Annotated in this window: 2 protein-coding genes; both read right to left on the reverse strand. The window is 71.0% G+C overall.

Annotated features, from left to right (window positions below):
- Nucleotides 1-1,918: type I polyketide synthase (locus ACFY5B_RS39330; RefSeq protein WP_389980030.1), on the reverse strand; the 1,918-nt coding region annotated here is incomplete at its 3' end.
- Between the two features lie 50 nt (nt 1,919-1,968).
- On the reverse strand, nt 1,969-6,110 hold a 4,142-nt coding region (locus ACFY5B_RS39335), incomplete at its 5' end, for an SDR family NAD(P)-dependent oxidoreductase (RefSeq protein WP_389980033.1).

Genomic DNA, 6,110 nt, shown 5'->3' on the forward strand with positions numbered 1-6,110 from the left:
ACGACCGCCACAACTCCGCCAGCGACACCATCACCGCAAACGAAACCGGCTGCACCACATCCACCCGCTCCAGCGCAGCCTCATCACCCAGCACCTGCGACAACCGCCAGTCCACCAACCCCGCGAACGCCGCCTCACACCGCGCCATCGACTGCGCGAACACAGCCGACTCAGCCCACAACCGGACCGCCATCCCCACCCACTGCGTCCCCTGACCCGGAAACACAAACACCGACCGGCCACCCTCGACCGACACCACACCCGACACCACCAGAGGGGACACGCCGTCACCGGCCAGCGCATCCAGACCGGCGTTCAGGTCCGCGGAGTCCTCGGCCAGGACCACGGCCCGGTGCTCGAACACCGACCGCGACACCACCGACGACAACCCCACATCCACCAACCGCCCAGACCCCGCCACACCCCCAACCCGGCCCGCCAACTCACGCACCACACCCACAGAACGACCCGACACCACCACCGGCACCACCGGAAGGAGTCCCACAGCACCCGGCTCCCCGTCCTCCGAGACCGGCGCCTCCTCCAACACCACATGCGCGTTCGTCCCGCTCACACCGAACGAGGAGACACCAGCTCGCCGCGCACGCTCGCCCCGCGGCCACGCCTCCCGCTCCGTCAGCAGGGACACCGCCCCCGCCGACCAGTCCACCTCCGCCGTCGGCGCATCCACATGCAGCGTCTTCGGCAGGACTCCGTGCCGCATCGCCATGACCATCTTGATCACACCAGCCACACCCGCAGCGGCCTGCGTATGACCCACATTCGACTTCAGCGAACCAAGCCACAAAGGACGCCCCGCATCCCGCTGCCCATACGTCGCCAGCAACGCCTGCGCCTCGATCGGATCACCCAGACGCGTCCCCGTCCCATGCGCCTCCACCACATCCACATCACCCACACCCAACCGCGCATCCGCCAACGCGCGGCGAATCAGGCGCGACTGGGCCCGCCCACTCGGTGCTGTCAATCCGTTGCTCGCACCGTCCTGGTTGACCGCCGAGCCACGCACCACCGCCAGCACCCGACGCCCATGACGCACCGCATCCGACAACCGCTCGACGAGGAGCACGCCCGCACCCTCAGCCGGCCCGAAGCCGTCGGCCGAGGCGGAGAACGCCTTGCAGCGGCCGTCGGCGGCCACTCCGCGCTGCCGTGAGAAGCGCACGAACACATCGGGCGTCGACATCACGGTCGCACCGCCCGCGAGGGCGAGGTCGCACTCGCCGCTGCGCAGCGCCCGCACCGCCAGATGCAACGCCACCAGCGACGACGAACACGCCGTGTCCACCGTCACCGCCGGCCCCTCCAGACCCAGGAGGTAGGAAACGCGGCCGGAGGTGAAGCTCACTACGCCGCCGGTGAGCAGCTGAGCCTCCAGTTCGGCCGAGGGCTGGGGAATCCCGTCGGCGTACCCGCCGTTCCAGGCACCCATGTAGACACCCGTCCGCGTGCCACGCAGCGAGTGCGGGTCGATACCCGCCCGCTCCAACGCCTCCCACGACGTCTCCAGCAACAACCGCTGCTGCGGATCCATCGCCAACGCCTCACGCGGCGAAATACCGAAGAACCCCGCATCGAACTCCCCCGCGTCATGCAGGAAGCCGCCCTCCCGGACGTAGGCACGCCCCGCCGCGTCCGGATCCGGGTCGTACAGGCCCGCCACGTCCCACCCCCGGTCCACCGGGAAGGGAGAGACCGCGTCCACCTCCGCCGCCACCAGATCCCACAACTCCTCCGGCGAAGACGCCCCGCCCGGGAACCGGCATCCCATCCCCACGATGGCAATCGGCTCGTGAGCGCGGTGTTCCAGCTCCTTCAGCCGTTCCGTGGCCTTGTGGAGTTCGGTGGTGGCCCGCTTGAGGTAGTCGCGGAGCTTCTGCTCGTGTTCGGTCGCCATTTCTCATCACCAGCCAGCTGAGTCGTCGGTCCGTACGGTGGTGCCTGCGGTCAGGAGTCGCCGAGGCTCTCGTCGAGGAAGGCGAAGATCTCGTCGTCGTCTGCGGAGTCGATGTCTTCGACGATCGAGTCGCCGTGCTCCTGCGTCCTGCCACTGCCGTGGAGTCCGTCCCACAGAGAACCAAGGGCGGCGAGACGTACGGCGATCTCGTCGCGGGCGATGTCGTCGGGGGCGACCGAGCCAAGGTCGGCGGCGGTCAGCTCCTTGAACGCTGCTTCGAGTCGGTCGAGCTCGGCGAGGAGCGGCGGTACGTTCGACTCCTCGGGAACCAGCCGCGAGCGGAGGTGTTCGGCGAGGTCCGCCGGAGCGGGGTGGTCGAAGACCAGCGTCGCCGCGAGGTGCAGCCCCGTGGCGGCGGCGAGCCGGTTGCGCATCTCGACGGCCGTCAGCGAGTCGAAGCCCAGGTCCTTGAACGCCCGGTCGGCCTGAATGGCGTCCGCGCCGGTGTGGCCGAGGACGAGGGCCGCGTGCGTGCGTACGGTGTCGAGGAGCAGCGCCCGCTGTTCGTCCTCGGTCAGTCCGGACAGCCGGTCGGCGAGGTTCGCCGGGTCGCCTCCGACGGGAGCACCCGGGGACGACGGCCCGGCGTTCCCGCGGCGGGCCGCGGCATTCCCCGCCCCGCCCTGGATCAGTCCGCGGAAGATCGGCGGGACGTTCCCGTCGGTGCTCAGGGCGGCGGTGTGGAAGCGCACCGGCACCTGGAGCGCCTCGTCGAAGCCCTGGGCCGCGTCGAACAGTGCCGTGCTCTCCGCCGGGGACAGCGGCAGGACACCACTCCTGGCCATGCGCCGGAGCAGAGCTTGGGTATCCAGGTGGGACGTCATCCGTCCGTTCCCGGCCAGACCCCAGCCGAGCGAGAGCGCGGGCAGTGAGCGGCCACGCCGGTACTGGGCGAGTCCGTCCAGGAAGCCGTTGGCGGCGGCGTAGCTGCCCTGGCCCGCGCCGCCGAGCAGGGCCGCGACGGAGGAGAACAGGACGAACACCGACAGGTCGAGGCCGAGCTCGGGATCGAGGGCGGCTTCGTGGAGGTTGAGTGCGGCATCCACCTTGGGTCGCAGGACGCCGTCGATCCTGTCCGGGGTCAGTGAGGTGACAACGCCGTCGTCGAGTACGCCCGCCGCGTGGACGACGCCGGTGAGCCGACGCTCCGGCGGTACGCTGCCGAGGAGATTCCGGAGCGCCGCACGGTCGGCGACATCGCAGGCGGCGACGGTCACGGAGGCGCCCAGGTCGTTCAGTTCCCGCACGAGTTCAGCGGCGCCCTCGGCCTCGGCTCCCCGCCGCCCGGCCAGGAGCAGGTGGCGCACTCCGTGTTCGGTCACGAGATGCCGGGCGAGCGTTCCGCCCAGGTTTCCGGTCCCGCCGGTGATCAGTACCGTGCCGTGCGGATCGAAGGCCGGCGGCATCGTCAGTACCAGTTTGCCGACGTGTCCGGCCTGGCTGAGCGTACGGAAGGCATCGGGTGCCCGCCGGACGTCGTACGGTGTGACGGGCAGCAGGCGCAGCGCCCCGGACTCGAACAGTTCCAGCAGGTCGGTGAGCATGCGGCCGATCAGCTCCGGTCCGGCCTCCATCAGCTCGAAGGCCCGGTAGCCGGTTCCCGGACTGTCGGCGGCCACCTGCGCGGCATCGCGTACATCCGCCTTGCCCAGTTCCACGAACTGCCCTCCGCGCGGCAGCAGACGCAGGGAGGCGTCGACGAAGTCGCCCGCGAGCGAGTTCAGGACGACGTCCACGCCGCGCCCGCCGGTCGCGTCGAGGAACCGGGCCGCGAAGTCCAGCGTCCGCGAACTGGCGATGTGCCGGTCGTCCAGGCCCTGTGCCCGCAGCATGTCCCACTTGGCCGGGCTGGCCGTGCCAAAGACCTCGGCCCCGAAATGCCGGGCCAGTTGGACCGCAGCCATGCCCACGCCACCCGCCGCCGCATGCACCAGCACCGACTGGCCGGCACGCAGACCGGCCAGGTGCTTGAGCCCGTAGTAGGCGCTGAGGAAGACAGCGGGTACCGAGGCGGCCTCCGCGTAGGACCAGTCACGCGGCATCGGGGCCACCATGCGGTGGTCGGCCACGGCGTACGGACCAAACCCGTCGGTCCACATGCCCAGTACCCGGTCCCCGACGGCGAGGCCCGCCACGTCCGAGCCGACCTCGGTGATCACGCCGGCGCCCTCGGCGCCCATCACGCCCGCCCCCGGATACATGCCGAGCGCGATGAGCGTGTCCCGGAAGTTGAGGCCGGCCGCTCGCACCGCGATCCGCACCTGCCCCGGTGCGAGCGGAACGGTGTCGGCCTGCGCCGGCACGAGCGCGAGGTCCGAAAGTGTCCCGGTACTGGCGCCGACCAGATGCCAGGCCCGAGTGCCGGAGGGCGGCAGCAGCATCTGCGAGTCCCGCGCGGACAGGGGCGCCAGCCTGGGCACGTGCACGTTCCCGTCGCGCAGCGCGAGTTGCGGTTCGCCGGACGCGATCGCGGCTGACAGGGCCGCCCCGTCCACGGCACCCTCGTCGAGGTCCACGAGTACGAAGCGGTCCGGCTGCTCCGACTGCGCAGACCTGAGCAGACCCCAGACGGCCGAAGCCACCGGGTCCCGCAACGGGTCCGCGTCACCCGTGGACACCGCGCCGCTCGTGAGCAGCACCAAGCGCCCGTCCGCTCCCGCACCCCCGCCCTCTCCTGCCGTTTCGTGCGCGGACAGCCAGCCCTGTACCAGCTCCAGGGCCCGGTGGACGGCGTGACGCACCGCGACGGCGTCCATGGTGGGCGACTGCGGGACGGGGACGGCTATGAGGGAGGTCGTGTCGGTGGCAGCAGGGGACCCTGCCATGTCCGCCGGGGTCCGCATGGCCGTCAGCGCGTCCGCCAGGTTCCGGTGACGCTCGGTCCGTATGCCGGTGCCGGACAACACTTCCGCGAGCCCGAGGCCGTCGTCCCCGTCCCCGACCACGATCCAGCGGAAGGCGGTCGTAGGCGTGGTGCTGCCGGCCGGCGAGGGCAGTACGGGCCACTCGACCCGGTGCAGCATGTCCTGGGTCGCGTCCTGTCCGGCAGGCCGCAACTGGTCCGGGGAGACCGGGCTCACGACGAGGGCGTCGATCTCGCAGACGAGCCGCCCCTGCTCATCGGCGCACTCCACGCCTACGGCATCGTCCCCGACCGGCGAGACACGGACCCGCAGGCGCTCGGCTCCAGGGGCGTACAGGCGTATCCCACGGAAGGTGTACGGCACGCGCGTCTGTCCGTCGTCGGGGAAGAACGATCCCAGACGCATCGTCTGGAACGCCGCGTCGAGGAGCGCGGGGTGCAGGCCGAATCGCTCGCCGGGCGGCAAGGCACCCTGGTCCAGCGCGACTTCGGCGTAGACGTCGCTCCCGTCCTGACGGACCGACCGTACACCCTGGAACAGCGGGCCGTAGCCGTAACCGCGTGCGGCGAAGGACGCGTAGAAGTCCTCGGCCAGGAAGGTGTCCGACTCCGTCGCGGCCATGCTCCATTCCGCCGCGGGGGAACCGAGGTTCCCGTCCGCGCCCACGCCGGAAGCCGGGGCGGCAGGGGCGGGGGCGACCGTCGCCTGGGCGTGCTTCGTCCAGTCGGCCGCGTCCCTGCGGGTCTCCGCCTCCGAGTCCGTCTCGTGCGATGCCGCAGGTGTGCGCGTGGTGCCCGGGTGCGCGTCCGGGCGCGAGTGGATGGTGATCGTACGACGCCCCTCGGCGTCCGTCGCACCCACGACCAGCCGCAGTTGGACGGCAGCGCTGTCGGACAACAGCAGGGGCGAGGTCAGCGTCAGCTCTTCGACCAGCTCACATCCCAGCTCTCCGCCGGCCCACAGGACGAGGTCGACGAAGGCCGCACCTGGCAGCAACGGCGTACCCAGCAGAGTGTGTTCCAGCAGCCAGGGATGCGAGTCGGCGGTGAGCCGGGCGGTGTAGAGGTGCTCGCCTCCTTCCGGGAGTTCCGTACCGGCGTCGAGCAACGAGTGACCGGCCTCTGCCATACCGAAGGAGGACACGTCTCCCTTGCGGCGAGCAGGGTCGTTGTACCAGTAGTGCTGGCGTTGGAAGGGGTAGGTGGGCAGGTCGATGGTGCGGGCGCCGGTGCCCTCGAACAGTGCCGGCCAGGTGACGTCGACGCCCT

Source organism: Streptomyces sp. NPDC013187 (genome assembly GCF_042899705.1).
GTDB classification, from domain to species: domain Bacteria; phylum Actinomycetota; class Actinomycetes; order Streptomycetales; family Streptomycetaceae; genus Streptomyces; species Streptomyces hawaiiensis_A.